29 protein-coding genes and 1 pseudogene are annotated in these 24,841 nt (G+C 39.7%); all 30 read left to right on the top strand.

What is annotated here, in order from left to right:
- Window positions 1-475 precede the first annotated feature (475 nt).
- The 30 genes and pseudogenes from rpoB (at window position 476) to CIL05_RS19605 (ending at window position 24,744) form a co-directional block, all read left to right on the top strand.
- Window positions 476-4,012: a DNA-directed RNA polymerase subunit beta gene (rpoB, locus tag CIL05_RS19750; RefSeq protein ID WP_095657260.1), complete on the top strand. Its 3,537-nt coding sequence runs from the start codon at window positions 476-478 to the stop codon at window positions 4,010-4,012.
- 308 nt (window positions 4,013-4,320) lie between these two features.
- Entirely contained in the window at window positions 4,321-7,932 is a 3,612-nt protein-coding gene (gene rpoC / locus CIL05_RS19745) for a DNA-directed RNA polymerase subunit beta' (protein ID WP_095657259.1), read from the top strand.
- Between the two features lie 190 nt (window positions 7,933-8,122).
- Window positions 8,123-8,374, top strand: a complete 252-nt coding sequence (locus tag CIL05_RS19740; RefSeq protein ID WP_095657258.1) for a 50S ribosomal protein L7ae-like protein — start codon at window positions 8,123-8,125, stop codon at window positions 8,372-8,374.
- Between the two features lie 156 nt (window positions 8,375-8,530).
- Window positions 8,531-8,944, top strand: a complete 414-nt coding sequence (gene rpsL, locus CIL05_RS19735; RefSeq protein ID WP_095657257.1) for a 30S ribosomal protein S12 — start codon at window positions 8,531-8,533, stop codon at window positions 8,942-8,944.
- A gap of 44 nt (window positions 8,945-8,988) precedes the next feature.
- Entirely contained in the window at window positions 8,989-9,459 is a 471-nt protein-coding gene (gene rpsG / locus CIL05_RS19730) for a 30S ribosomal protein S7 (protein ID WP_095657256.1), read from the top strand.
- A gap of 43 nt (window positions 9,460-9,502) precedes the next feature.
- The gene (gene fusA / locus CIL05_RS19725) at window positions 9,503-11,581 is read left to right on the top strand and encodes an elongation factor G (RefSeq protein WP_095657255.1); all 2,079 of its coding nucleotides are present in this window, start codon (window positions 9,503-9,505) and stop codon (window positions 11,579-11,581) included.
- Window positions 11,582-11,703: 122 nt separating this feature from the next.
- Window positions 11,704-12,894 (top strand): elongation factor Tu, encoded by a 1,191-nt coding sequence (tuf, locus tag CIL05_RS19720; protein ID WP_095657254.1) that lies wholly within the window; start codon window positions 11,704-11,706, stop codon window positions 12,892-12,894.
- 710 nt (window positions 12,895-13,604) lie between these two features.
- A complete protein-coding gene (rpsJ, locus tag CIL05_RS19715) occupies window positions 13,605-13,913 on the top strand; it encodes a 30S ribosomal protein S10 (RefSeq protein ID WP_095657283.1) in 309 nt (102 codons plus the stop codon).
- A gap of 31 nt (window positions 13,914-13,944) precedes the next feature.
- Entirely contained in the window at window positions 13,945-14,577 is a 633-nt protein-coding gene (gene rplC / locus CIL05_RS19710; RefSeq protein ID WP_095657253.1) for a 50S ribosomal protein L3, read from the top strand.
- Between the two features lie 26 nt (window positions 14,578-14,603).
- Window positions 14,604-15,227, top strand: a complete 624-nt coding sequence (rplD, locus tag CIL05_RS19705; RefSeq protein ID WP_095657252.1) for a 50S ribosomal protein L4 — start codon at window positions 14,604-14,606, stop codon at window positions 15,225-15,227.
- Complete coding sequence (gene rplW / locus CIL05_RS19700) at window positions 15,227-15,514, top strand: 50S ribosomal protein L23 (protein ID WP_095657251.1); 288 nt, start codon at window positions 15,227-15,229, stop codon at window positions 15,512-15,514. The genes rplD and rplW overlap by 1 nt, the downstream gene beginning before the upstream one ends.
- A gap of 28 nt (window positions 15,515-15,542) precedes the next feature.
- Entirely contained in the window at window positions 15,543-16,373 is an 831-nt protein-coding gene (gene rplB, locus CIL05_RS19695; protein ID WP_095657250.1) for a 50S ribosomal protein L2, read from the top strand.
- Window positions 16,374-16,430: 57 nt separating this feature from the next.
- A complete protein-coding gene (gene rpsS / locus CIL05_RS19690) occupies window positions 16,431-16,709 on the top strand; it encodes a 30S ribosomal protein S19 (RefSeq protein WP_095657249.1) in 279 nt (92 codons plus the stop codon).
- An 18-nt stretch (window positions 16,710-16,727) separates the two neighbouring features.
- Complete coding sequence (gene rplV / locus CIL05_RS19685; RefSeq protein ID WP_095657248.1) at window positions 16,728-17,069, top strand: 50S ribosomal protein L22; 342 nt, start codon at window positions 16,728-16,730, stop codon at window positions 17,067-17,069.
- Between the two features lie 3 nt (window positions 17,070-17,072).
- A pseudogene (gene rpsC, locus CIL05_RS19680) lies at window positions 17,073-17,739 on the top strand (30S ribosomal protein S3).
- Entirely contained in the window at window positions 17,733-18,167 is a 435-nt protein-coding gene (rplP, locus tag CIL05_RS19675) for a 50S ribosomal protein L16 (RefSeq protein WP_095657246.1), read from the top strand. The pseudogene rpsC and the gene rplP overlap by 7 nt, the downstream one beginning before the upstream one ends.
- The gene (gene rpmC, locus CIL05_RS19670) at window positions 18,157-18,357 is read left to right on the top strand and encodes a 50S ribosomal protein L29 (protein WP_095657245.1); all 201 of its coding nucleotides are present in this window, start codon (window positions 18,157-18,159) and stop codon (window positions 18,355-18,357) included. The genes rplP and rpmC overlap by 11 nt, the downstream gene beginning before the upstream one ends.
- A 25-nt stretch (window positions 18,358-18,382) precedes the next feature.
- Complete coding sequence (gene rpsQ / locus CIL05_RS19665; protein WP_095657244.1) at window positions 18,383-18,646, top strand: 30S ribosomal protein S17; 264 nt, start codon at window positions 18,383-18,385, stop codon at window positions 18,644-18,646.
- A gap of 43 nt (window positions 18,647-18,689) precedes the next feature.
- Window positions 18,690-19,058 carry a 50S ribosomal protein L14 gene (rplN, locus tag CIL05_RS19660; protein ID WP_095657243.1) on the top strand — a complete coding sequence of 123 codons (369 nt, stop codon included), beginning with the start codon at window positions 18,690-18,692 and terminating at the stop codon, window positions 19,056-19,058.
- Between the two features lie 38 nt (window positions 19,059-19,096).
- Complete coding sequence (rplX, locus tag CIL05_RS19655; protein ID WP_095657242.1) at window positions 19,097-19,408, top strand: 50S ribosomal protein L24; 312 nt, start codon at window positions 19,097-19,099, stop codon at window positions 19,406-19,408.
- A gap of 26 nt (window positions 19,409-19,434) precedes the next feature.
- Window positions 19,435-19,974 (top strand): 50S ribosomal protein L5, encoded by a 540-nt coding sequence (rplE, locus tag CIL05_RS19650; protein WP_095657241.1) that lies wholly within the window; start codon window positions 19,435-19,437, stop codon window positions 19,972-19,974.
- A gap of 28 nt (window positions 19,975-20,002) precedes the next feature.
- The gene (gene rpsN / locus CIL05_RS19645; protein WP_095657240.1) at window positions 20,003-20,188 is read left to right on the top strand and encodes a 30S ribosomal protein S14; all 186 of its coding nucleotides are present in this window, start codon (window positions 20,003-20,005) and stop codon (window positions 20,186-20,188) included.
- A 29-nt stretch (window positions 20,189-20,217) separates the two neighbouring features.
- Window positions 20,218-20,616, top strand: a complete 399-nt coding sequence (rpsH, locus tag CIL05_RS19640; RefSeq protein WP_095657239.1) for a 30S ribosomal protein S8 — start codon at window positions 20,218-20,220, stop codon at window positions 20,614-20,616.
- A 30-nt stretch (window positions 20,617-20,646) separates the two neighbouring features.
- Complete coding sequence (gene rplF / locus CIL05_RS19635; protein ID WP_095657238.1) at window positions 20,647-21,183, top strand: 50S ribosomal protein L6; 537 nt, start codon at window positions 20,647-20,649, stop codon at window positions 21,181-21,183.
- Between the two features lie 33 nt (window positions 21,184-21,216).
- The gene (rplR, locus tag CIL05_RS19630) at window positions 21,217-21,579 is read left to right on the top strand and encodes a 50S ribosomal protein L18 (protein ID WP_095657237.1); all 363 of its coding nucleotides are present in this window, start codon (window positions 21,217-21,219) and stop codon (window positions 21,577-21,579) included.
- 20 nt (window positions 21,580-21,599) lie between these two features.
- On the top strand, window positions 21,600-22,103 hold the full coding sequence (gene rpsE, locus CIL05_RS19625) for a 30S ribosomal protein S5 (RefSeq protein ID WP_095657236.1): 504 nt from the start codon (window positions 21,600-21,602) through the stop codon (window positions 22,101-22,103).
- Between the two features lie 12 nt (window positions 22,104-22,115).
- Window positions 22,116-22,298 carry a 50S ribosomal protein L30 gene (gene rpmD, locus CIL05_RS19620; protein ID WP_095657235.1) on the top strand — a complete coding sequence of 61 codons (183 nt, stop codon included), beginning with the start codon at window positions 22,116-22,118 and terminating at the stop codon, window positions 22,296-22,298.
- A gap of 31 nt (window positions 22,299-22,329) precedes the next feature.
- Window positions 22,330-22,770, top strand: coding sequence for a 50S ribosomal protein L15 (rplO, locus tag CIL05_RS19615; RefSeq protein ID WP_095657234.1), 441 nt, complete (start codon window positions 22,330-22,332; stop codon window positions 22,768-22,770).
- On the top strand, window positions 22,770-24,065 hold the full coding sequence (gene secY / locus CIL05_RS19610) for a preprotein translocase subunit SecY (RefSeq protein ID WP_095657233.1): 1,296 nt from the start codon (window positions 22,770-22,772) through the stop codon (window positions 24,063-24,065). Before rplO ends, secY begins: the two co-directional genes overlap by 1 nt.
- 34 nt (window positions 24,066-24,099) lie before the next feature.
- On the top strand, window positions 24,100-24,744 hold the full coding sequence (locus CIL05_RS19605; protein WP_095657232.1) for an adenylate kinase: 645 nt from the start codon (window positions 24,100-24,102) through the stop codon (window positions 24,742-24,744).
- Window positions 24,745-24,841 lie beyond the last annotated feature (97 nt).

Here is a 24,841-nt window from a genome sequence, read left to right as displayed (position 1 = left end):
CTAACATGGGGATTCTTATGTCAAGTAGAATTTCTGTGAAATGAAACGTATATTTCATTGGTGATCGGGGACAATGATAAAATCGAGAAAATTAAACGGTGAGGTTTTTTATACAAAAGCCTTTTTTCTATTTCACTATAATCGGTAAAATAATTGTTTATAACCAATGAAATATGTTATTCCTCTTAAGTAGGAATATAGTCTTAAAATACTTGTGATAACTCCGGGTTGCAAGTTTGTTAGTGTGTTTTGAAATAAGAAAAGCGAAAGGTGCTGAAGCTGAAAATGGCTTGTCGTTTACCGGCTATACAGGTCCTGGAACTTATACATTCTTATTTTTGAACAAAGAATACAGTAATTTGTAGGATTCGAAAAACTAATACTGAAATCAATATTCAGTTACGTTTTTCTAAATATAATAACCATTTAAGTAGAATTAATCTACGAAAAATGCTTGATTTAAGGGGTGAAGCAGTTGACAGGTCAACTAGTTCAGTATGGACGGCACCGCCAACGCAGGAGCTATGCGCGTATCAGTGAAGTTTTAGAGTTGCCGAATCTAATCGAAATTCAAACAGCTTCTTATCAATGGTTTTTAGAAGAAGGTTTGAAAGAAATGTTTCGGGATATTTCTCCAATTGAGGATTTTACGGGGAATTTATCACTAGAGTTTGTAGATTATAGTTTAAGTGATCCAAAATATCCTGTAGACGAGTCAAAAGAAAGAGATGTCACATATAATGCTCCGCTTCGCGTGAAGGTTCGTTTGATCAATAATGAAACAGGTGAAGTAAAAGAGCAGGAAGTATTTATGGGAGACTTTCCGCTTATGACAGATACGGGAACATTTGTAATTAATGGAGCAGAACGGGTTATCGTTTCCCAGCTCGTACGTTCACCAAGTGTTTATTATAATGAAAAAATCGACAAAAACGGAAAAAGAGGCGTGACAGCAACTGTTATTCCTAACCGGGGAGCATGGCTAGAATTTGAAACAGATGCAAAAGATGTCGTTTATGTCCGGATTGATCGTACGCGTAAACTCCCGATAACCGTACTTTTACGTTCACTTGGATTTGGCACGGATCAGGAAATCATCGATCTTTTAGGGGATAATGAATACCTTAAAAACACACTTGAAAAAGATAACACAGAAACAACTGAAAAGGCGTTGCTTGAAATTTATGAACGTCTTCGCCCAGGAGAACCACCAACAGTTGATAATGCAAAAAGCTTATTGGTGTCCCGCTTTTTTGATCCGAAACGTTACGACCTTGCACATGTTGGTCGTTATAAAATGAATAAAAAATTACACATTAAAAATCGTCTATTTAATCAAGTTTTAGCTGAAACAATTGTTGATCAGGAAACTGGTGAAGTTTTAGCAGAAAAAGGGGATAAGCTGGAGCGTAAATTATTAAATAAACTTATTCCTTATTTAGAGAAAGAAGAAGAAAAACTTGGTGAAAAAACATTTGAGCCACATGATGGTGTGCTCGAGGACGATATCCATCTTCAATCCATTAAAATTGTAGACCCTACTGACCCTAGCGGGGAGAGAGAACTCAATGTTATTGGAAATGGAAGTGTGGATAAAAATATAAAAAACATAACACCTGCTGATATTTTATCATCAATCAGTTATTTCTTTAACTTATTACATCGGGTTGGAGATACGGATGACATTGATCATTTAGGAAACCGTAGACTTCGTTCTGTCGGGGAGCTATTGCAAAATCAATTCCGTATCGGTTTATCCCGTATGGAACGTGTTGTACGTGAGAGGATGTCCATTCAGGATACATCCAGTGTTACGCCACAGCAGTTAATTAATATACGACCAGTGATAGCCTCTATTAAAGAGTTTTTTGGAAGCTCTCAGTTATCACAGTTTATGGACCAGACAAATCCATTAGCAGAACTGACGCATAAGCGTCGATTATCTGCACTTGGGCCAGGTGGTTTAACTCGTGAGCGTGCAGGCTTTGAAGTTCGTGATGTTCACTATTCACATTATGGACGTATGTGCCCGATTGAAACACCAGAGGGTCCAAATATAGGATTAATTAACTCACTGTCTAGTTATGCGAAAGTAAATACATTTGGTTTTATTGAAACACCATATCGCAGAGTTGACCCTGAAACAGGTAAAGTAACAGCACAAATTGATTATTTAACTGCTGATGAACAGGATAATTATGTAGTAGCACAGGCTAATGCCCGCTTGGATGACGATGGTACGTTTACTGACGAAGAGGTAATTGCCCGTTTTCGTGAGGAGAACGTAATCGTACCACGTGATCAGATCGATTATATGGACGTTTCACCAAAACAAGTTGTATCTGCTGCTACAGCATGTATTCCGTTTCTGGAAAATGATGACTCTAACAGAGCTTTAATGGGAGCGAACATGCAACGTCAAGCAGTACCATTAATGAATCCGGAAGCACCTATTGTTGGTACAGGGATGGAATATGTTAATGGGAAAGATTCCGGTGCTGCAGTTCTTAGTCGAAACACAGGTATTGTAGAACGTGTAGAAGCAAAAGAAATTGTTGTTCGTAGTATTTCTGAAGTGGATGGTAAAGAAGTTCAAGGTGACGTGGAACGCTATAGATTACAAAAATTCATCCGATCAAACCAGGGAACCTGTTATAACCAGCGTCCAATCGTAAGTGAAGGCGACCGTGTAACAAAAGGTGAAATTCTTGCTGACGGCCCTTCCATGGAAGTTGGAGAGCTCGCCCTAGGACGTAACGCCCTTGTTGGTTTTATGACATGGGAAGGGTATAACTACGAGGATGCTATCATCATGAGTGAAAGACTTGTAAAAGATGATGTGTATACTTCTATTCACATTGAAGAATATGAATCAGAAGCTCGTGATACAAAACTCGGACCTGAGGAAATTACAAGAGATATTCCGAATGTTGGTGAAGAAGCACTAAAAGATCTTAATGAACATGGAATTATCCGTGTAGGTGCGGAAGTCACTGATGGAGACATCCTTGTTGGTAAAGTAACACCAAAAGGGGTAACTGAATTATCTGCTGAAGAACGTTTGCTTCATGCAATATTCGGTGAAAAGGCCCGTGAAGTTCGTGATACATCACTTCGGGTTCCACATGGTGCGGGAGGAATTGTTTTAGATGTTAAGATTTTCAACCGCGAAGATGGCGATGAACTACCGCCAGGGGTTAACCAATTGGTTCGTGCATATATCGTTCAAAAACGTAAAATTAATGAAGGCGACAAAATGGCAGGTCGTCATGGTAACAAAGGTGTAATTTCCAAGATTCTGCCTGAAGAAGATATGCCGTTTTTACCTGATGGTACACCAATTGACATTATGCTTAACCCATTGGGTGTTCCATCACGAATGAATATCGGACAGGTGTTTGAGCTGCATCTGGGAATGGCGGCAAGACAGCTTGGACTTCATGTTGCATCACCAGTATTTGATGGGGCAACAGAACAAGATGTTTGGGATGCACTGGAAGAAGCAGGTATGCCTAGAGATGCAAAATCAGTTCTTTATGATGGAAGAACAGGAGAACCGTTTGATAACCGTATTTCAGTTGGTGTCAGCTATATGATTAAACTTGCCCATATGGTCGATGACAAATTGCATGCTCGCTCCACAGGACCTTATTCGCTGGTTACACAGCAACCACTTGGTGGTAAAGCACAATTTGGTGGACAGCGTTTCGGGGAAATGGAAGTTTGGGCACTGGAAGCATATGGTGCTGCATACACACTTCAAGAAATACTAACTGTTAAATCAGATGATATTGTTGGACGTGTGAAAACATATGAATCAATCGTTAAAGGTGATAACGTACCGGAACCCGGAGTACCGGAGTCATTTAAGGTACTGATCAAAGAACTGCAAAGTCTTGGATTGGATGTTAAGATGCTTTCCAGTGATGAACAGGAAATTGATATGCGTGAACTGGAAGAAGAAGAAACACAACAAGCAAGCAAGCTTAACCTGGAAGTAGAAGGAAATTAAGAATCAAAAGCGGAAGTGCCCGCTTAGCGACGTATGGACTGGACTGAGCTGTAGGAGATAAAGGAAACACGGTGAGCTAAAAGCGAACCGATGTTGACTTATCGTACGGAGGTGAGGGAAGTCCACTAGTCGTTGGGCGCTGGAGCTGGACGTGGCTGATCTGGTAGTTTAGGTTATCTGCGACCAATTGATTTTTTCATTTTTAAAAATGAAGGTTGACCTATTAACAGGTCAACCTCCAGTTATATATTTTAGAACTCAGGTTATAAGCTTGAGGAAAATCGGACACTAAGAGGGAGGTTGGCCCCTTGCTAGATGTAAATAACTTTGAGTATATGAAAATTGGTTTAGCTTCATCAGAAAAGATTCGCTCTTGGTCATACGGCGAGGTAAAAAAACCAGAAACAATTAATTATCGTACGTTAAAGCCGGAAAAAGACGGTTTGTTTTGTGAACGTATTTTTGGGCCGCAAAAAGACTGGGAATGCCATTGCGGGAAGTACAAACGTGTAAGGTATAAAGGTGTTGTCTGTGATCGATGCGGGGTAGAAGTAACAAAATCCAAAGTTCGCCGTGAACGTATGGGCCACATTGAGTTAGCGGCTCCTGTATCACATATTTGGTATTTTAAAGGAATCCCAAGCCGTATGGGTCTGGTGATGGATATGTCTCCGCGGGCATTGGAAGAAGTTATCTATTTTGCTGCATATATCGTTACAGAATCAGGAAATACTCCGCTTGAGAAAAAGCAGCTTTTATCTGAGAAAGAATACCGGGCGTATTATGATAAGTATGGTAAGTCTTTCAAAGCACAGATGGGAGCAGAAGCAATTCGGAAGCTTCTTCAGGATATCGATCTTGAAAAAGAAGTGGATGCTTTAAGAGAAGAATTAAAAACAGCACAAGGACAAAGAAGAACGCGTGCAATCAAGCGATTGGAAGTAATGGAATCATTCCGTCATTCGGGAAATGATACTTCTTGGATGGTACTTGACGTATTACCTGTTATTCCGCCGGAAATAAGACCAATGGTTCAACTTGATGGTGGCCGTTTTGCGACTTCTGATTTAAATGATCTGTATCGCCGTGTTATTAACCGTAATAATCGTCTAAAGCGCCTATTGGATCTTGGAGCTCCAAGCATAATCGTACAAAACGAAAAACGCATGCTTCAAGAAGCCGTTGATGCTTTAATTGATAATGGTCGTCGGGGTCGTCCGGTTACAGGACCTGGTAACAGACCATTGAAATCTTTATCTCATATGCTAAAAGGGAAACAAGGTCGTTTCCGTCAAAACTTACTGGGTAAACGTGTAGATTACTCCGGTCGTTCTGTTATTGTGGTTGGACCCCATTTGAAATTGTACCAATGCGGCCTGCCAAAAGAAATGGCGCTGGAGCTATTTAAACCGTTTATTATGAAAGAACTTGTAGCCAAAGGACTGGCGCATAATATAAAATCAGCGAAACGTAAAATCGAGCGTGTTCATCCAGAGGTTTGGGATGTACTGGAAGAAGTCATAAAAGAACATCCTGTACTCTTAAACCGTGCGCCAACATTGCATAGACTAGGTATTCAGGCTTTTGAACCAACACTTGTAGAAGGTCGTGCTATTCGCTTACACCCATTAGTGTGTACAGCATATAACGCTGACTTTGATGGTGACCAAATGGCTGTCCATGTACCTTTATCAGCAGAGGCTCAAGCTGAAGCAAGAATCCTTATGCTTGCAGCGCAAAACATTCTGAACCCGAAAGATGGTAAGCCTGTTGTAACACCATCACAAGATATGGTGTTAGGAAACTATTACCTGACACTGGAACGCGAAGGTGTTGTGGGAGAAGGGTTTGTATTTAAAGATGTTGATGAAGCTTTACTATCCTATCAAAATGGATATGTACACTTACACACAAGAGTTGCAGTTCAGGCATCCGGCTTAAAAAACATAACATTTACGGAAGAACAGCAAAACCAATTGTTGATAACAACAGTAGGTAAACTGATCTTTAATGAAATTTTGCCGGAGTCGTTCCCGTATATTAATGAACCTACAAAAACCAACTTAGAGGTTAAAACCCCTGAAATGTATTTTGTAGAAAACGGAACGGATATTAAAGAGGAAATTAAAAAGCGTGAAATTATAAAACCGTTTAAAAAAGGCTTCCTTGGCGATATTATCGCAGAAGTATTTAAACGATTCAAAATTACCGAAACATCAAAAATGCTTGACCGTATGAAGGATCTTGGTTTCAGTTACTCAACAAAAGCTGGTATAACTGTTGGGATATCGGACATCGTTGTATTAGCAGAAAAAGAAAAGATTCTTGATGAAGCTCAAACAAAAGTTGATAAAGTATCAAAGCAATTTCGTCGTGGTTTAATTACAGATGAAGAACGCTATGACAGAGTAATTGCTATCTGGTCACAAGCGAAAGATACGATTCAGGATAAACTGATGAACTCACTGAGTGAGAGAAACCCTATATTCATGATGAGTGATTCAGGAGCCAGGGGTAATGCATCGAACTTTACACAGCTTGCAGGTATGCGTGGTTTAATGGCAAACCCGGCTGGTAAAATTATTGAACTGCCAATCAAATCAAGTTTCCGTGAAGGATTAACTGTACTTGAGTACTTTATTTCCACACACGGTGCACGTAAAGGTCTTGCTGATACCGCACTGAAAACTGCGGACTCGGGTTACTTGACACGTCGCCTTGTGGATGTAGCGCAGGATGTAATTGTTCGTGAAGATGATTGTAAAACAGATCGTGGTTTAACAGTCTCTGCATTAACAGATGGAGCAGAGTTAATCGAACCATTAATTGACCGATTAATCGGTCGAACTGCTTTCGCTACAGTTAAAAACCCTAAATCAAATGAAGTAATTGTTGAAAAAGATACACTTATTTCAGAAGATCAGGCGAAACAGATTATTGAAGCTGACATTGAAGAAGTAACCATCCGTTCTGCATTCACTTGTAATACAAACCATGGTGTTTGTCAAAAATGTTATGGACGCAACCTCGCGACAGGTGCTGATGTTGAAGTGGGTGAGGCAGTGGGTATTATTGCTGCTCAATCTATTGGTGAACCAGGTACACAGCTAACAATGCGTACTTTCCATACAGGTGGAGTTGCAGGAGACGATATTACACAAGGTCTTCCGCGTATCCAGGAATTGTTTGAAGCACGTAATCCAAAAGGGCAAGCTGTCATCAGTGAAGTATTTGGTACGGTGCACGAAATCCAAGAAGTTAAAGATAAGCAGGAAATCATCGTTCAGAGTGCAGTGGAGCAACGCGCATACGCGGTTCCTTATAATGCCCGTATGAAAGTTTCTGTTGGTGATGAAGTAATTGCAGGCCAAGAGCTAACAGAGGGTTCTGTTGACCCTAAAGACTTACTGCGAGTACAAGGTGTGGACGGGGTTCAAGCATATCTGCTTCGCGAAGTACAACGCGTATATCGTATGCAGGGTGTTGAAATTGGTGATAAGCACGTTGAAGTTATGGTCCGTCAAATGTTACGTAAAATCCGCGTAATTAATGCGGGAGATACGGATGTTCTTCCAGGATCACTGCTTGAATTACATCAGTTTAAAAAAGCTAACCATACAGTCTTGAATGATGGCAAGCAACCTGCAATCGGAAAACCGGTATTACTTGGAATCACGAAAGCATCACTGGAAACAGATTCATTCCTATCTGCCGCATCATTCCAGGAAACAACGAGAGTTCTTACAGATGCTGCTATTAAAGGTAAACGTGATGAGCTACTGGGTCTTAAAGAGAATGTTATTATTGGTAAACTCGTCCCGGCTGGTACAGGGATGCAAAGATATCGTAATATAAAAGCATCTTTGGATGAACCGGAAGAAGTTATAGAAGAAGCAGAAGAAACTGAGACGATTCAATAAAAAATGTGGAAATGCTTTGTTCACTTGAATAAAGGAACGAGTATTTTAGCAGAACATTATTTTTAAACAAGTAAAAAAAATCGGAAGTACTAAAAAAAGTAATATTTTATATTGACATTAAAAAATGTGAGTGGTAGAATATTCAAGGTACTTCCGATAATGCTTGTTACTTACTTTGGAGGATATGAGGATGTCTTATGATAAAGTGACTAAGGTTCATTCACAAATTATTATCGGAACGAAACAAGCACTTAAAGCCATGAATAATGGTGAAATAAGTGAAGTGTATATTGCTGGTGATGCTGACCGGAATATAACACAAAAGGTAGTTAGTTTAGCAAGTGAGCTAGACATACCTTGCGAATGGGTAGATTCTATGGAAAAACTCGGAGCTGCTTGTGGCATTGAGGTTGGAGCGTCTACTGTGGCAATAAAACGATAGGCTTTTGACGAAAGTAAATTCGCTAAAGCTTTGTTTTTTGCTAAAAGATGAACCGCCTGGATGTGTGGTATTACAAATAACCCTAAATATTAGGTGGTAACCGGTTTTCATATTCTAAACTGAACATGTATTTTATTGGAAGGGAGGATAAATTCAATGCCTACAATTAATCAACTTGTACGTAAAGGTCGTGTAAGAAAACCTAAAAAGTATGACTCTCCTGCACTTAACAGAGGGTACAATAGCTTTAAGAAAAAGATTACAAACCAAAACTCACCACAAAAACGTGGTGTATGTACTCGTGTTGGTACTTTGACGCCGAAAAAACCGAACTCAGCACTTCGTAAATATGCTCGTGTTCGTTTGTCAAACAACATGGAAGTAACTGCATACATCCCTGGAATTGGACACAATCTACAGGAACACAGTGTTGTTTTACTTCGCGGTGGCCGTGTAAAAGACTTACCTGGTGTGCGTTATCACATTGTTCGTGGAGCGCTTGATACAGCGGGAGTTGAGGGTCGTGGACAAGGACGATCTAAATATGGAACTAAAAAACCTAAGAAATAATATTTTTTAATAAAATAACTCAGAAACAGAAAGGAGGGGGACATATGCCACGTAAAGGACCAGTACCTAAACGCGATGTCTTGCCAGATCCACTTTATAACTCAAAATTAGTAACTCGTTTAATTAACCAGATTATGGTTGATGGTAAAAGGGGTAAAGCACAAAAAATTCTTTATAATGCATTTGAGCTAGTTGGTCAAAGAAGCGGACAAAACGCTATGGAAATATTTGAACAAGCAATGAAAAACGTTATGCCAGTACTTGAGGTTCGCGCACGCCGTGTTGGTGGTTCAAACTACCAAGTACCAATGGAGGTTCGCCCTGAACGCCGTCAAGCACTAGGTCTTCGTTATATCGTAAGTTACTCACGCCTTCGCGGAGAAAAAACGATGGAAGAACGTCTTGCTAATGAAATTCTGGATGCTTCCAATAACACAGGAGCAGCTGTTAAAAAACGCGAGGAATTGCATAAAATGGCAGAAGCAAATAAAGCATTTGCTCACTACCGCTGGTAATATAAATTCCAATAAAAGCTTTTAAGAGGAAGGAGAAGAATACATGGCTAGAGAGTTCTCCTTGGAAAAGACGCGTAATATTGGTATTATGGCTCACATTGATGCAGGTAAAACCACTACCACTGAGCGTATTCTTTTCTACACAGGACGTATTCATAAAATTGGTGAAACACATGAAGGTGCTTCACAGATGGACTGGATGGAGCAGGAACAAGAACGGGGAATTACAATAACTTCCGCCGCAACAACTGCTGCATGGAAAGAACATCGTATAAATATTATAGACACACCTGGACACGTAGACTTCACTGTAGAAGTTGAACGTTCACTTCGTGTGCTTGATGGAGCAGTAACTGTTCTTGATGCACAATCAGGTGTAGAACCACAAACTGAAACTGTATGGCGTCAAGCGACAACATATGGTGTGCCGAGAGCAGTATTCGTTAACAAAATGGATAAAGTCGGTGCAGACTTCCTGTATGCTACAGGAACATTGAAAGATCGTTTGGGTGCTAATGCGCATCCGGTTCAGTTACCAATCGGTGCTGAAGACGAATTCAATGGAATTATTGACCTTATCAACATGGAAGCACACTTTTATCTTGACGACTTAGGAACAAAAGATGAGTCTCGTGAAATTCCTGAAGAATACAGAGAAAAAGCTGAAGAGTTACGTGCCAGCTTAGTCGAGGCTGTATCTGAGCTTGATGAAGATCTTATGATGAAATTTTTAGAAGGAGAGGAAATCTCCAACGAAGAATTGAAAAAAGCGATTCGTCAAGCAACTTTGGATGTTGAATTTTACCCTGTATTTTGTGGATCAGCATTTAAAAACAAAGGTGTTCAATTAATCCTTGATGGCGTAATTGATTACCTGCCTGCACCAACGGACGTAGCAGCAATTGAAGGTATCGTTCCTGGCACAGAAGAAAAAGTTAGTCGTCCTGCAGACGATAGTGCACCGTTTTCTGCATTGGCATTTAAAGTAATGACAGACCCTTATGTTGGTAAGTTAACATTCTTCCGCGTTTATTCCGGAGCTTTAGATTCCGGCTCATACGTAAAGAACTCTGTTAAAGATAAACGTGAACGTGTCGGTCGTATTCTGCAAATGCATGCGAACTCACGTGAGGAAATTTCACGCGTTCATTCTGGAGAAATTGCGGCAGCAGTTGGTTTGAAAGATACTTCTACAGGGGATACACTTTGTGATGAAAAGAACCTCGTAATTCTTGAATCGATGGATTTCCCTGAACCGGTTATTGGTGTTGCTATTGAACCAAAAACAAAAGCTGACCAAGATAAAATGGGTATTGCTTTAGCTAAGTTAGCTGAAGAAGATCCAACTTTTAAAACAGAAACAAACGTGGAGACAGGTCAAACAATTATTTCCGGTATGGGTGAGCTTCACCTTGATATTATTGTTGATCGTTTGAAACGTGAATTCAAAGTAGAAGCAAATGTAGGTGCGCCGCAAGTTGCGTATCGTGAAACATTCCGCGGTAGCGCTGAAGTCGAAGGTAAATTTGTTCGTCAGTCAGGTGGTCGTGGGCAATACGGACACGTTTGGGTTAAATTTGAGCCAAACGAAGAAGGTGCTGGCTTTGAATTTGTAAACAAAATCGTTGGTGGGGCAGTACCGCGTGAATACATTCCTTCTGTAGAAGCAGGTATTAAAGAATCTACTGAGAATGGTGTGTTAGCTGGTTATCCACTTATAGATTTAAAAGCAACATTATATGATGGGACCTACCATGATGTTGACTCGAATGAGATGGCATTTAAAATAGCTGGTTCTATGGCATTAAAAGCAGCGAAGAACAAATGTAATCCTGTTTTGCTTGAACCAATGATGAAAGTTGAAATCATTATTCCGGAAGAATATATGGGTGACATTATGGGTGATGTAACTTCACGCCGTGGCCGCGTTGACGGTATGGAAGCTCGTGGTACAGCGCAAGTCGTTAAAGGCTTTGTACCACTATCCGAAATGTTTGGTTATGCTACTGCATTACGTTCAAACACACAGGGACGCGGAGTTTTCACTATGTATTTTGATCATTATGAGGAAGTGCCAAAAAGCATCTCCGAAGAAATTATCAAGAAAAATTCTGGTGAATAATTGATTTTTTATTAAATCTAAAGTATAACTTTTAATAAAGGCTGAGAAATAATAATAAATGTTATTTCTTGGCTAAACATAAAATATAAAACACTTTTATTTATTTAAAGGAGGAACTATAAATGGGTAAAGAAAAATTTGATCGCTCGAAAAGTCATGTTAACGTTGGGACACTTGGACACGTTGACCATGGTAAAACAACATTAACTGCTGCAATTACAAATGTTATGAATAAGAGAAATGGTTCTGGTACTGCAATGGGGTATGACCAAATTGATGGTGCTCCGGAAGAAAAAGAACGTGGAATTACGATTTCAACTTCTCACGTAGAATATGAAACTGAAACTCGTCACTATGCACACGTTGACTGCCCAGGTCACGCTGACTATGTTAAAAACATGATCACAGGTGCTGCACAAATGGACGGTGCTATCTTGGTAGTATCTTCTGCTGATGGCCCAATGCCACAAACTCGTGAGCATATTCTTCTATCTCGTAACGTTGGGGTACCTGCTTTCGTAGTATTCCTTAACAAAACAGATATGGTAGACGATGAAGAACTTCTTGAATTAGTAGAAATGGAAGTTCGCGATCTATTAACTGAATATGACTTCCCTGGTGATGATGTACCAGTAATTAAAGGTTCTGCTCTAAAAGCACTTGAGGGCGATGAAGAATACGAAGAAAAAATTGTTGAACTTATGGCTGCAGTTGACGAATATATCCCAACTCCAGAACGCGACAAAGAAAAACCATTCATGATGCCAGTTGAGGATGTATTCTCAATTACTGGACGTGGTACAGTAGCAACTGGGCGTGTTGAACGTGGTGAAGTTAAAGTAGGAGACGAAGTAGAAGTAATCGGTCTTAACGAAGCACCTGGTAAAACAATTGTAACTGGTGTTGAAATGTTCCGTAAGCTTCTTGATTATGCAGAAGCTGGTGATAACATTGGTGCACTACTACGTGGTGTATCTCGTGAAGATATCAACCGTGGTCAAGTACTAGCAAAGCCTGGTACAATTACTCCACACACTGACTTCAAAGCTGAAGTTTATGTATTGTCAAAAGAAGAAGGTGGACGTCATACTCCATTCTTCGCTAACTACCGCCCGCAGTTCTACTTCCGTACAACTGACGTAACTGGTGTTATTCAACTTCCAGAAGGTACTGAAATGGTAATGCCTGGAGATAACATCGAAATGGCAGTAGAATTAATTTCACCAATCGCTATTGAAGACGGTACTCGTTTCTCAATCCGCGAAGGTGGACGTACTGTTGGATCTGGTGTAGTATCATCAATCCAAAAATAATTAAGATTATAAAGAAACAGACAGCGTGACGACGCTGTCTGTTTTATTTTTTTTCTTAAAGATTGGGACTGCTATCACTTGCCCCGTCTAAAAGAGTTGATGAATTTGCTACAACAGATGTAAAGTGCGACGTAATTATTAGTGATGGCAGGTGCGGGCTGTCCATCAGAGCGTTTATTCGCCCGATGAGACCGAAAATAGTTGCGAACGGTCGCATAGAACCTCTCTCTGTGCCCAAACAGATGAAAGTCAGATACAAATGGTCGCATGGAACGCCTCTCTACGCCCAAATAGAACCAACCCACATGCAAACGGTCAAATAGAAGAGATCGCAGTAAATATAGATGTATGATTCCAATGAATATACAGGTTACGGAAGTCGACTTCGCCTTAACACTATGCTGGAGGTTACTTTTCTAGGCTCGTGAAGCTTAAATATTATATACTTACTTTTGTAATAAAAAAAGTTCTCGGGACCCCTTGCAATCACTAGGAAAAGTAAGTATAATACATAGTTGTGCATCCCACATATTTCGTTTTTGAAAAAAAGGGTTGCAATGGCCAGCACTTTTCTATATACTATTAATGTTGGTCAAAAGGCGATGAAGCAGAAGGTTGTTGGAACACCCGGCCCCTTTGCCATGGCAGGTGCTCGAGAAATTTCTGCGGAGAATGTCTATAATAATATGGGCGAAAAAGGAGGGAAAATAATGGCAAAAGAAAAGATTAGAATCCGTTTAAAAGCATATGATCACCGTGTATTAGATCAATCTTCCGAGAAAATTGTAGCTACAGCAAAACGTTCTGGTGCAAATGTATCCGGTCCGATTCCATTACCTACTGAAAAATCTATTTATACAGTATTACGTGCGGTGCATAAATACAAGGATTCACGTGAGCAATTCGAAATGCGTACACATAAACGTCTGATCGATATTGTTGATCCTACACCACAAACAGTTGATTCACTAATGCGTCTTGACTTACCATCTGGTGTGGATATTGAAATTAAATTATAAAATAATTGTTTTACTATAGGAGGTGTAACGGATGACGAAAGGAATCTTAGGTCGTAAAATCGGCATGACTCAGTTGTTTTCAGAATCTGGAGAGTTAGTCCCTGTTACTGTTATTCAAGCTGAGCCAAACGTAGTCTTGCAAAAAAGAACATTGGAAAATGATGGCTATGAAGCACTACAAATCGGTTTTGCAGATAAAAAGGAATCACGTACTAATAAAGCGAGCAAAGGTCATGCTGAAAAAGCAAGCACAGCTCCTAAGCGCTACGTTCGTGAAATCCGTAACGCAAAGCTTGATGAATATGAAGTTGGTCAAGAAGTTAGCGTTGATGTTTTTCAGGCTGGAGACAAAATTGATGTAACAGGAACTTCTAAAGGTAAAGGGTTCCAAGGTGCAATCAAGCGTCACAATCAACAGCGCGGTCCATCTTCCCACGGTTCTCACTTTCACAGAAGTGCAGGTTCAATGGGTATGGCGGCCGATCCGGCAAAAGTATTTAAAGGTAAAAAATTACCAGGGCAAATGGGTGCTGAACAAGTAACTATTCAAAACCTTGAAGTTGTAAATGTAGATACAGAAAAAAATCTACTTTTAGTTAAAGGTAATGTTCCTGGTGCGAAAAAATCATTCGTAAAAATCACGAGTGCAATCAAGTCTAACTAATCATATACACGAAGGGAGGATATGTCATGACTAAAGTAGCACTATTAAAACAAGACGGAACTCAAGCCGGCGATGTGGAATTAAATGATTCTGTTTTCGGTATTGAGCCTAACAATCATGTTTTACATGAAGCGGTAGTTATGCAACGTGCATCAATGCGCCAAGGAACTCACGCTGTTAAAACTCGTTCTGAAGTACGTGGTGGTGGTCGTAAACCATGGCGTCAAAAAGGAACTGGTCGTGCACGTCAAGGTTCTATTCGTTCACCACAATGGGTTGGCGGCGGAACTGTTTTTGGGCCGACACCACGCAGCTACAGCTACAAATTACCAAAGAAAGTACGTCGTTTAGCAATTAAATCTGCACTTTCTTCTAAAGTGAAGGAAGAAAACTTAGTAGTTTTAGATAGTATCGCGTTAGATATCCCTAAAACTAAAGAAGTTGTAGCAATGTTAAATGCACTGAACGTTGATTCAAAAGCATTAATCGTAACTGCTGAGAAAAATGAGACAATCGTTCGTTCAGCAAATAACCTTCAATCAGTAAAAGTACTTGCTGTTGATGAATTGAACGTACTAGACTTGCTTTCGCATGACAAGCTGATCATTTTGAAGGATGCAGCTGAAAAAGCAGGGGAGGTGCTTGCATAATGAAAGACCCACGTGATATTATAAAGCGCCCTGTCATCACGGAGAATTCCGCTGACTTAATGGCAGAGAAAAAATATACGTTTGAAGTATATCCGAAAGCGAACAAATCAGAGATCAAAGATGCTGTTGAATTAGTTTTTGGTGTAAAAGTTGAAAAAGTAAACACAATGAACCTTAAAGGTAAATTCAAGCGAATGGGACGTTACGGTGGATACCGCTCAGATCGCAAAAAAGCTATCGTTCAGCTTTCTCAAGATAGTAAAGAACTCGATATCTTTGAAGGCTAAGAAAAAGTAAGTGAAGGAGGGAAACAAGATGGCGATTAAAAAATTCAGAGCAACATCAAATGGCAGACGTAATATGTCTTCATCTGACTTTGCAGATATAACTACGGACACTCCTGAAAAAACTTTGCTAAGCCCGCTATTTAAGCGTGGCGGACGTAATAACCAAGGGAAGTTAACTGTTCGTCATCATGGTGGTGGCCATAAGCGTCAATACCGTATTATCGACTTTAAACGTGATAAAGATGGTATACCAGGACACGTTGCCACGATCGAATATGATCCAAATCGTTCAGCTAATATTGCTTTAATTCATTACGCTGATGGAGAAAAACGTTATATTTTAGCTCCGAAAGGACTTAAAGTAGGACAAAAAATTGAATCTGGAGAGAATGCGGATATCAAATTAGGTAACGCACTTCCACTTGCTAATATTCCTGTTGGTACAATTGTTCATAATGTAGAATTGAAACCAGGGCGTGGAGGTCAACTTGCACGTTCAGCTGGTGCAGAAGCACAAATTCTTGGACGTGAGGAAAAATACACATTAGTTCGTATGGCTTCAGGTGAAGTTCGTTTGATTTTGACAACTTGCCGCGCAACAGTAGGTCAGGTTGGAAATATCGAACATGAACTGATTCGTATTGGTAAAGCAGGTCGCTCCCGCTGGATGGGTAAAAGACCTACAGTACGCGGATCTGTTATGAACCCTAATGATCACCCGCACGGTGGTGGTGAAGGACGCGCTCCAATCGGACGTAAATCACCTATGTCACCATGGGGTAAACCAACACTTGGTCTTAAAACACGTGAGCGTAACAAACCATCAAATAAATATATCGTTCGTAAACGTAAAAAATAATGTGAATGTATGGCGGGAATTAACGCCCGTCACTTAACTTCGAAAGGAGGTTTATCCATGGGTCGTAGTTTGAAAAAAGGACCTTTTGCAGATGACCATCTATTGTCAAAAATCGAAACACTAAACGAAACAGACAAAAAGCAAGTTATAAAAACCTGGTCTCGTCGTTCGACAATTTTCCCTACTTTTATTGGTCACACAGTTGCTGTATATGATGGACGTAAACACGTTCCGGTTTATATTACAGAAGACATGGTAGGACATAAATTAGGTGAATTCGCGCCAACCCGTACGTACAAAGGGCACGCTGGTGACGATAAGAGAACAAAACGCTAATGAGAGGAGGACTATAGAATGCAAGCAAAAGCCATTGCAAAATCGGTTCGTATTGCTCCTCGTAAAGTACGATTAGTCGTTGATCTGATTCGAGGAAAAAACGTTGGTGAAGCAGTAGCAATACTAAACCACACACAACGTGGTGCTTCTCCAGTCATAGAAAAAGTTTTGAAGTCTGCAATCGCAAACGCAGAACATAACTATGAAATGGATCCGGATAACCTAGTGATTTCTGAAGCATTTGTAAATGAAGGTGCTACATTGAAACGTTTCCGTCCACGTGCACAAGGACGTGCAAGTAAAATAAATAAACGCACAAGCCACATCACAGTGGTTGTAACAGAAAAAAAGGAGGGATAGTCAGTGGGTCAAAAAGTAAATCCAACAGGTCTTCGCATAGGAGTCATTAAAGACTGGGAGTCTAAATGGTACGCCGGCAAAGACTATGCAGACTTACTACACGAAGATATTAAAATCAGAGAATATCTTGAAAACCGCTTATCGATAGCTGCTGTTTCTTCGATTGAAATTGAACGTGCAGCAAACCGTGTAAATATCACTATTCATACTGGAAAACCGGGCATGGTAATTGGTAAGGGTGGTTCTGAAGTAGAAGCCTTGCGTAAATCATTAAATAGCCTGACAGGCAAACGTGTTCACATTAATATCGTTGAAATCAAAAAAGTAGATCTTAACGCAAAATTAGTTGCTGATAATATTGCTCGTCAATTAGAAAATCGTGTTTCATTCCGTCGTGCTCAAAAACAAGCAATCCAACGTACAATGCGCGGTGGGGCGAAAGGAATTAAAACTCAAGTATCCGGACGTCTTGGCGGAGCAGATATCGCTCGTGCGGAACATTACAGTGAAGGAACAGTACCACTACACACATTACGTGCTGACATTGACTATGGTACAGCAGAAGCTGATACTACTTATGGTAAATTAGGTGTTAAAGTGTGGATCTATCGTGGAGAAGTCCTTCCAACTAAAAACAACAAATAAGGAAGGGGGCAACGTGTTATGTTAATGCCTAAACGTGTTAAATATCGTAGACAACATCGTGGTAAAATGAGAGGCCAAGCAAAAGGTGGTACTACAGTAGCTTTTGGTGAATATGGTCTGCAAGCAACAGAAGCTTCGTGGATTACAAGTCGTCAAATAGAGGCTGCACGTATTGCAATGACTCGTTTCATGAAACGTGGCGGTAAAGTTTGGATTAAAATTTTCCCGGACAAACCATACACTGCAAAACCCCTTGAAGTTCGAATGGGTTCCGGTAAAGGTGCACCTGAAGGATGGGTAGCAGTAGTAAAACCAGGAAAAATTTTGTTTGAGATCGCAGGTGTGGAAGAGGAAGTTGCACGTGAAGCTTTACGTCTTGCTTCTCATAAACTACCGATCAAAACTAAATTTGTAAAACGCGAAGAAATTGGTGGTGAAATCAATGAAGGCTAATGAAATCAGAGAACTAACCACTGCCGAAATTGAACAAAAAGTAAAAACATTAAAAGAAGAACTATTTAATTTACGCTTCCAACTTGCAACTGGTCAACTTGAGAACACTGCACGTATTCGTGAAGTAAGAAAAGCTATTGCTCGTATGAAAACTGTTGTGCGTCAACGTGAACTAAGCGTAAATAACTAGAACCTGAGAGGAGGTTAGCCTCAAAATGTCTGAACGTAATAATCGTAAAGAATATACAGGCCGTGTCGTATCTGACAAAATGGATAAAACAATTACTGTTGTAGTAGAAACATACAAATTCCATAAATTATATGGAAAACGTGTTAAGTACTCAAAGAAATTAAAAACACATGATGAAAACAATCAAGCTAAGCAAGGTGACGTTGTTCGTATTATGGAAACTCGTCCGCTATCAGCAACGAAACGTTTTCGCCTAGTTGAAATCGTAGAAGAATCGGTAATTATATAATGAAAGTTCGCTTTAGGAAGATCCGAAGGGAGGTCACAGTGTTATGATTCAACAAGAAACAAGATTAAAAGTTGCGGATAACTCTGGTGCTCGTGAAGTATTAACCATCAAAGTATTGGGTGGATCAGGACGTAAAACTGCCAACATTGGTGATGTAGTTGTTTGTTCAGTGAAACAAGCAACACCAGGAGGCGTTGTCAAAAAAGGTGAAGTTGTTAAAGCTGTCATCGTACGCACAAAATCTGGTGCACGCCGTAAAGATGGATCGTATATTCGTTTTGATGAAAATGCAGTAGTAATCGTCCGTGATGATAAAAGTCCAAGAGGAACACGTATCTTCGGACCTGTCGCACGTGAATTACGTGATGCAAAATTCATGAAAATCGTATCTCTAGCTCCAGAAGTTTTATAAGTCGTTATGAAAAGCCTTGTTAAGGAGGTGCGTCAAGCATGCATGTAAAAAAAGGTGATAAAGTCAAAGTAATATCCGGTAAAGACCGTGGTAAACAAGGTAATATTTTAGAAGCATATCCAAAAAAGGATCGCGTTCTTGTAGAAGGAATTAACATGATCAAAAAACACGCAAAACCTTCACAGGAAAATCCACAAGGTGGAATCCTTAACCAGGAAGCAGCAATCCATGTTTCTAATGTAATGCCAATTGATCCTAAATCCGGTGAGCCAACACGCGTTGGATATGAAGAACGTGATGGAAAGAAAGTCCGCATCGCTAAAAAATCCGGTGAAGCATTAGATAAATAATTTTTAAGCGAAAGGAGGGCGACATGATGAATGAATTAAAACAAAAATACCAAGGTGAAGTATCATCATCTTTAATGAATAAATTTAACTATAAATCTGTTATGGAAGTGCCATCAGTAAATAAAATAGTAATCAATATGGGTGTTGGTGATGCAGTTCAGAATTCAAAGGCACTAGATGCTGCTGTTGAGGAACTTTCATTACTCTCTGGGCAAAAGCCTGTTGTTACTCGTGCTAAGAACTCAATCGCTGGATTCCGCCTTCGAGAAGGAATGCCAATCGGCGCAAAAGTAACACTTCGCGGTGTGCGTATGTACGAATTCCTTCAAAAGCTTATTGCAGTATCACTTCCACGTGTTCGTGATTTCCGTGGTATTTCCAAAAAAGCATTTGATGGTCGTGGCAACTATACACTAGGTGTTAAAGAACAGTTGATTTTCCCGGAAATTAATTATGATAAAGTAAATAAAGTACGCGGTATGGACATTGTAATTGTTACAACATCCAATACTGACGAAGAGGCTCGTGAACTTTTGGCTCAGTTAGGCATGCCTTTCCAAAAATAAGCTAAGAGCTAAACAAGGAGGGAAAATTGTGGCTAAAAAATCAATGATTGCAAAGCAACAGCGACAACACAAGTATAAAGTACAAGAATATACTCGTTGTGAACGTTGTGGTCGTCCACATTCTGTAATTCGTAAATTTAAACTTTGCCGTATTTGTTTCCGCGAACTTGCCTATAAAGGTCAAATTCCTGGTGTCAAAAAAGCAAGCTGGTAAACCCCGATTTGGGAAGGAGGTAATTAGTAATGGTTATGACAGATCCAATCGCAGATATGCTTACTCGTATTCGTAATGCTAACATGGTTAAACATGAGAAATTAGAGCTTCCGGCTTCAAAAATGAAAAAAGAGATCGCTGATATCTTGAAACGAGAAGGTTTTGTTTCTGATTATGAATTTGTTGAAGATAACAAACAAGGTATTCTGCGTATTTTCCTTAAGTACGGTGTAAATGAAGATCGAGTGATTACAGGTATCAAACGTATCAGTAAACCAGGACTGCGTGTTTATGCAAAAGCTACTGAAGTACCACGCGTACTTAATGGCTTGGGTATCGCAATCGTATCAACATCACAAGGTGTGTTATCTGACAAAGAAGCACGTTCTCAGGCTGTTGGCGGCGAAGTTCTAGCATATGTTTGGTAATTAACATTTTTTGATGAGGAGGTGCATGAAATGTCTCGTATAGGACTTAAACCAATTGAAATTCCACAAGGTGTAGAAGTAAAACAAGATGGTAATACTGTTTCTGTTAAAGGGCCAAAAGGCGAATTAAGCAGAGAGTTACACCAGGATATAAAAGTTAATATTGAAGATAATGTTATTACCTTAGAGCGTCCAAGTAACCATAAAGAACATCGCGGATTGCATGGTACAACTCGTAGTCTGATCTTCAATATGGTTGAAGGAGTGAGCAAAGGTTTTGAGAAATCCCTTGAAATTATTGGTGTCGGATATCGTGCACAAAAGCAAGGCAATAAACTTGTGGTTAACGCAGGTTATTCACATCCGATTGAAATCGATCCAATCGATGGTATCGAAATCGATGTTCCTAAAAACACACAAGTAATCGTCAAAGGTATTGATAAAGAATTAGTTGGTGCAATTGCTGCAAATATCAGAGCAATCAGACCACCAGAGCCATATAAAGGTAAAGGTATTCGTTATACTAGCGAATATGTACGTCGTAAAGAAGGTAAAACTGCTAAGTAAGGGTTAGTTAGGGAGCAGAAAGGAGTGACCTAGATGATCACAAAGCCTGACAGAAATGGTACACGGAAAAAGAGACATGCGCGCGTTCGTAAAAATCTTTTTGGAACAGCTGAGCGTCCTCGTTTAAACGTGTTTCGTTCAAATAATCACATCTATGTACAATTAATTAATGATAATAACGGTACTACATTGGCAAGTGCTTCTACGAAAGATACTGATATCAATGTGGATTCAACTAAAAATGTAGATGCAGCTAAACAAGTCGGAGAAATGATCGCTAAACGTGCCCAGGATAAAGGTTACAAATCGGTTGTATTCGACCGTGGAGGCTACCTTTATCATGGACGTGTAAAAGCATTGGCAGACGCTGCAAGAGAAGCAGGTCTTGAATTTTAATCGATAAAGGAGGGACATACATGAATACAAACATGGATCCAAACAAATTAGATCTTGAAGAACGTGTTGTTACGATCAACCGTGTTGCGAAAGTGGTTAAAGGTGGACGTCGTTTCCGCTTTGCGGCTTTGGTAGTAGTTGGAGACAAAAATGGTCATGTAGGCTTTGGTACAGGAAAAGCACAGGAAGTACCTGAAGCAATTAAAAAAGCAGTTGATGATGCAAAGAAAAATTTAATTACTGTACCAATCGTCGGAACTACAATTCCACATGAAATTCATGGCAGATTTGGTTCTGGTAACGTATTAATGAAGCCTGCTGCAGAAGGTACTGGAGTTATCTCCGGTGGTCCGGTTCGTGCAATTCTTGAACTTGCAGGTGTTGGTGATATTTTAACGAAATCACTGGGATCTAATACACCAATTAATATGATTCGTGCAACATTAAATGGTTTATCAAACTTAAAGCGTGCAGAAGACGTAGCTAAACTACGTGGAAAGTCTGTAGAAGAACTGTTAGGATAAGGAGGGAAAACTATGTCTAAAAAATTAGAAATCACCCTCACACGCAGTGTTATCGGTGGAAAAGATTTACAACGAAAAACTGTTCAAGCATTAGGACTTAAAAAAATTCGTCAATCCGTAGTTCTTGAAGATACTCCTGCCATCCGTGGTATGGTTAACAAAGTATCCCATTTAATTTCGGTAAAAGAAGTTTAATAACACATTAGCGTAAAGAGGAGGTGCTCGAATGAAACTTCATGAATTGAAGGCATCAGAAGGATCACGTGGGAAGAGAAATCGTGTCGGTCGTGGAATGTCATCTGGTAACGGAAAAACTTCCGGCAGAGGACATAAAGGCCAAAACGCACGTTCAGGCGGTGGTACCCGTCCAGGTTTTGAAGGTGGTCAAATGCCATTATTCCAACGTCTGCCTAAGCGTGGCTTCACAAACATTCATCGCAAAGAATTTGCTATTGTTAACTTAGATGCATTAAATCGTTTTGAAGACGGCACAGAAATTACACCTGAGCTATTACTCGAAGAAGGTGTCGTAAGTAAACTTAAAGCTGGTATTAAAGTACTGGGCAAGGGTACTGTCGAAAAAAAACTAACGGTAAAAGCTCATAAGTTCTCTGCTTCAGCTATTGAAGCAATCGAGGCAGCGGGCGGTCAAACTGAGGTGATTTAATGTTCCGGACGATCTCCAATTTTATGCGCGTAGGTGACATTAGACGGAAAATAATCTTTACATTATTAATGTTAGTTGTCTTCCGTCTAGGCACATTTATTCCAGTGCCTTTTACAGATAAACAAGCAATCGATTTTATGAATGATCAGCAGAATATCTTTGGTTTCCTAAACACATTTGGTGGAGGGGCACTCCAGAACTTCTCCATTTTTGCAATGGGGATCATGCCTTATATTACTGCATCCATCATTATGCAATTACTACAAATGGATGTTGTGCCCAAGTTTTCTGAATGGAAAAAGCAAGGTGAGATGGGGCGTAAGAAATTAGCCCAAATTACTCGTTATGGTACAATTGTACTTGCGTTTGTTCAGGCTATTGCTATGTCAATTGGGTTTAATGCAATGGCTGGTGGTATGCTGATAGCTGACCCTGGCGTTGTTAAATTCCTTGTCATTGCTCTTGTATTAACAAGTGGTACAGCATTTTTGATGTGGGTAGGGGAACAAATCACTGCAAACGGTGTAGGTAACGGGATTTCCATCCTTATTTTCGCCGGTATCGTTGCAGCTGTTCCAAATGGCGTTCAACAATTATACAGCCAGTATTTTATCAATCCTGGTGATGAATTGTTTATTAATATTGTAATTGTAGCCATTATTGTATTGGTAGTTATTGCAGTAACTGTGGGAGTAATTTTTATCCAGCAGGCATTGCGTAAAATACCGATACAGTATGCAAAAAAACTTGTAAATCGTTCTCCTGTTGGTGGACATTCCACACATTTACCACTTAAAGTAAATGCTGCGGGTGTTATTCCGGTAATATTTGCGATAGCATTCATTATTGCACCCAGCACAGTTGCAGGGTTCTTTGAAGGCAACAGTATTGCGGATTCAATTAGGGTAATTTTTGATTATACGAAGCCTATTGGTATGGTTATTTATGTAGCATTAATTATTGCTTTCACCTATTTCTATACCTTTGTTCAAGTTAACCCTGAGCAAATGGCTGAGAATTTACAAAAACAAGGTGGATATATTCCAGGTATTCGTCCTGGTAAAAATACAGAAACATATCTTACACGTGTTATGTATCGTTTAACATTTGTGGGTTCGATCTTTTTAGCAGGTGTTTCTGTGCTACCTATCATTCTAGGTGGTCTTGCAAATCTACCTCAAGCAGTACAAATCGGCGGCACAAGTTTACTAATCGTTGTAGGTGTAGCACTACAAACAATGAAACAACTTGAAAGTCAGTTAGTGAAGCGCCACTACAAAGGATTTATTAAATAGATCTTGCTGCCAGTAAGAAGCGAGGGGAAATTTGTTGAACTTGATATTAATGGGTCTACCTGGTGCTGGTAAAGGTACACAGGCTGAAAAAATAAATGAAAAATATAACATCCCTCATATTTCAACAGGAGATATGTTCCGTTTAGCAATCAAAGAAGGAACAAACCTTGGTAAGAAAGCTAAAGAATATATGGACCTGGGAGAACTTGTTCCGGATGAAGTAACAATTGGAATTGTTAGAGAACGTTTGAGTAAAGCCGATTGCCAAAATGGCTTTTTATTGGATGGATTTCCAAGGACTATTGCACAGGCTGAAGCTTTACAAGAACTTTTAATAGACATGAATCAATCAATTGACTATGTAGTGCATGTAGATGTACCGGAAGAAAAACTAGTGGAGCGTCTAACTGGTCGTAGAATATGTCCAACATGTGGAGCTACTTATCATACGATATATAATCCTCCTGAAAAAGAGGGTATATGTGATAAAGATGGTTCCCGGTTAATTCAACGTGATGATGATAAACCTGATACGGTTAAGAAACGTTTGGCTGTTAATATCGAACAAACAAAACCATTATTAGACTTTTATCAAGACAAAGGATATCTGGTAGCAGTGAATGGCGATCGGGACATTGATCGGGTATTTGAGGATATTCAGTCGAAAATCGCAAAATAAGTAAGTTAAATGTATATGACCACACTGAATAGATGCAAATCTATTTATTAAAAGTTATAATTAGTCGTAAGTAAATGAAAGAAAAACGTGTATTACT

It is taken from the genome of Virgibacillus profundi (genome assembly GCF_002287375.1).
GTDB lineage: Bacteria > Bacillota > Bacilli > Bacillales > Amphibacillaceae > Virgibacillus_K > Virgibacillus_K profundi.
Note: the sequence above shows the minus strand (reverse complement) of the source record. Positions and strands in the feature narration are given on the sequence as shown.

Bases quoted from the DNA above. Each gene is read 5' to 3' on its own strand.
- CIL05_RS19740 (WP_095657258.1), top strand. From the start codon at position 8,123: ATGTCTTATGATAAAGTGACTAAGGTTCATTCACAAATTATTATCGGA.
- rpsL (WP_095657257.1), top strand. From the start codon at position 8,531: ATGCCTACAATTAATCAACTTGTACGTAAAGGTCGTGTAAGAAAACCT.
- rpsG (WP_095657256.1), top strand. From the start codon at position 8,989: ATGCCACGTAAAGGACCAGTACCTAAACGCGATGTCTTGCCAGATCCA.
- fusA (WP_095657255.1), top strand. From the start codon at position 9,503: ATGGCTAGAGAGTTCTCCTTGGAAAAGACGCGTAATATTGGTATTATG.
- tuf (WP_095657254.1), top strand. From the start codon at position 11,704: ATGGGTAAAGAAAAATTTGATCGCTCGAAAAGTCATGTTAACGTTGGG.
- rpsJ (WP_095657283.1), top strand. From the start codon at position 13,605: ATGGCAAAAGAAAAGATTAGAATCCGTTTAAAAGCATATGATCACCGT.
- rplC (WP_095657253.1), top strand. From the start codon at position 13,945: ATGACGAAAGGAATCTTAGGTCGTAAAATCGGCATGACTCAGTTGTTT.
- rplD (WP_095657252.1), top strand. From the start codon at position 14,604: ATGACTAAAGTAGCACTATTAAAACAAGACGGAACTCAAGCCGGCGAT.
- rplW (WP_095657251.1), top strand. From the start codon at position 15,227: ATGAAAGACCCACGTGATATTATAAAGCGCCCTGTCATCACGGAGAAT.
- rplB (WP_095657250.1), top strand. From the start codon at position 15,543: ATGGCGATTAAAAAATTCAGAGCAACATCAAATGGCAGACGTAATATG.
- rpsS (WP_095657249.1), top strand. From the start codon at position 16,431: ATGGGTCGTAGTTTGAAAAAAGGACCTTTTGCAGATGACCATCTATTG.
- rplV (WP_095657248.1), top strand. From the start codon at position 16,728: ATGCAAGCAAAAGCCATTGCAAAATCGGTTCGTATTGCTCCTCGTAAA.
- rplP (WP_095657246.1), top strand. From the start codon at position 17,733: ATGTTAATGCCTAAACGTGTTAAATATCGTAGACAACATCGTGGTAAA.
- rpmC (WP_095657245.1), top strand. From the start codon at position 18,157: ATGAAGGCTAATGAAATCAGAGAACTAACCACTGCCGAAATTGAACAA.
- rpsQ (WP_095657244.1), top strand. From the start codon at position 18,383: ATGTCTGAACGTAATAATCGTAAAGAATATACAGGCCGTGTCGTATCT.
- rplN (WP_095657243.1), top strand. From the start codon at position 18,690: ATGATTCAACAAGAAACAAGATTAAAAGTTGCGGATAACTCTGGTGCT.
- rplX (WP_095657242.1), top strand. From the start codon at position 19,097: ATGCATGTAAAAAAAGGTGATAAAGTCAAAGTAATATCCGGTAAAGAC.
- rplE (WP_095657241.1), top strand. From the start codon at position 19,435: ATGAATGAATTAAAACAAAAATACCAAGGTGAAGTATCATCATCTTTA.
- rpsH (WP_095657239.1), top strand. From the start codon at position 20,218: ATGGTTATGACAGATCCAATCGCAGATATGCTTACTCGTATTCGTAAT.
- rplF (WP_095657238.1), top strand. From the start codon at position 20,647: ATGTCTCGTATAGGACTTAAACCAATTGAAATTCCACAAGGTGTAGAA.
- rplR (WP_095657237.1), top strand. From the start codon at position 21,217: ATGATCACAAAGCCTGACAGAAATGGTACACGGAAAAAGAGACATGCG.
- rpsE (WP_095657236.1), top strand. From the start codon at position 21,600: ATGAATACAAACATGGATCCAAACAAATTAGATCTTGAAGAACGTGTT.
- rpmD (WP_095657235.1), top strand. From the start codon at position 22,116: ATGTCTAAAAAATTAGAAATCACCCTCACACGCAGTGTTATCGGTGGA.
- rplO (WP_095657234.1), top strand. From the start codon at position 22,330: ATGAAACTTCATGAATTGAAGGCATCAGAAGGATCACGTGGGAAGAGA.
- secY (WP_095657233.1), top strand. From the start codon at position 22,770: ATGTTCCGGACGATCTCCAATTTTATGCGCGTAGGTGACATTAGACGG.